General features: G+C 40.4%; 1 protein-coding gene. It reads left to right on the top strand.

Translation table 11 applies throughout. The annotated features are described in order from the left end of the window. The first annotated feature begins 472 nt into the window (after window positions 1-472). Window positions 473-1,396, top strand: a complete 924-nt coding sequence (locus tag KPX09_RS05145; RefSeq protein ID WP_249549285.1) for a hypothetical protein — start codon at window positions 473-475, stop codon at window positions 1,394-1,396. Window positions 1,397-1,918 lie beyond the last annotated feature (522 nt).

Below are 1,918 nucleotides of genomic sequence, written 5' to 3'. Positions count from 1 at the left end.
TTTGAATGCAGGAGTCTTTTCTCCTTCTGTAAATTGCGGCACTTTAAGTAGAAAGTCCAAATTCTCACAGACTACAACACGCTCCGGTGTTATCGCATCTACGTATTTTATATTGCTACACGCTGATTTTAGATAAGTATTTTTATCATGCCAGCCACTACCAGCCTAGTTGAGACATATGCATATTGCTTAATATATTCAGAAAAAAACTGTAACTAGAACGGACAAATGCTACAATGTATAATATCCGTATCTTAAGGAAAGTGTACTGCAATATCTCATTCGTAAACTAGAACACATAGTAAAATGTCAGATATGAGTCGTAATTAAGACTATTTCATACGAGAAATTCCATTGGTTACGTGGAGTAGTTAAGAAATTACTTGTTGCATTAGCGCAGTTGTTGTAGTTACCTTATGTAGAATACGGTTCTTCTTGCAATCAAGAAAACTAGTTCAAATTTTGGGTATCCGTGATGTCTATTGTAGGAAAAAGCAAAAAGTTATCTCGCAAGCTGTATAATAGGATGGTGCTTTCGTCATTAGTGATATTGTGCGCCACCAGATCCCCAAGTGAGTACTGCATCATAAAGACTATCTTCCTGCTTGGGGAAGTAACTTCATTGTACAGCGATACAGTACGTCGCATATTACGAGGTGGGGAATATCAAGATGACCCCGCCTCAAGCGAATCTCCTTCATTGGCTAAGGCTAAAAATAGACTAAAGAGAGGCTTATACTCTGCTATTTCGCTCTCCAAGAAAGTTGTACTGTTATCTGTTTTGACTGTGCTTCTGTCGCTTTCGTACATCGCTCTTGCAGCACTAGCAGCATTCTCTTTAGTTTTTATTCCCGCAGCTTCTCTTATATTCTACACAGTGTGCGTAATGCTGGCAAATATGCACTTAGTATTCAAGTCTGCAGCTTCTTTCCTCTGCACTGTATACACAAAGGTATCGGACTTCCTCACCCCACCTAGCACGCGCAAACGCTTTGAAGAGCCATCCTTATTCGCTACAGATGGTTTTCTTCCCTACATTACTGAGCGTGCTGCTCACTCATTGCTGAGCAGCATCGCAACGGGTATTGCAGGAGCACTGATTGCACCATTAGTTGTAGGAGCTTTAGGACTTTCTGTAGCCTTTCCTGTACTATCGCTCATTATCATACCACCTCTGTCTGCCTGCATACCCAATGTATATCCGAGAAGTCTTGTAGAAAGGATAAGTAGTGGAGAATGGGATGTTAGAGAGCTTTCAAACATTGAGGATACAGCTCACTGTAGTTCACATGATACAAAAAGCAACAAACATAGGCCAGGAAGTGTTCTAACTGATACTAGTACGATAAGAAAACGGCTTCTCGAACAGCAAGTGTACCAGTCGCATTGCATTTGAAATTGTGTACAGAACATAAAGCAAAAGTTGCTGCAGTTTATAATGGGGATTGTCTGTATAATCTTGACATTCTGGATGGAGGTCCTTTAAATGCCTGCATTTTTATGGAATGCGACATCGTTTTGCAAGTTTTTGTACCTTGCTTTTGAAGTGACTGTAGTTCTGTACGTGCCAGCGGCACAGCTCTAGTAAACTCTCTGTTGAGCAAAAGTCATTGTAGAGATTTTCTCACGCACGCAAAATTCTGGCATGCTGAATTCTTCAAGTACTATACACAGACCAAAAATTTTGTGATACAATCTACGCGTGGACGATGGAGCTCCTTGCAGTTATCCTGAAAAGTTTAACTTCAAGTATATAGGATTATTACAGGATGTTTCGTATTCCTCAGGTGGAATTATTTAGTACAGCGTACGAATGCTCGTGGTATTTGAGAGGCTATTTAAGGCATGTGAACAGCTATACGGTTGCTGCAGCATATCAGTCTGTATATCCGATGTTTTACACTGCTGGATTTGCCTA

The sequence above is a fragment of the Anaplasma phagocytophilum genome, from assembly GCF_023476575.1.
GTDB lineage: Bacteria > Pseudomonadota > Alphaproteobacteria > Rickettsiales > Anaplasmataceae > Anaplasma > Anaplasma phagocytophilum_A.
This window is presented reverse-complemented; position numbering and strand designations above follow the sequence as displayed.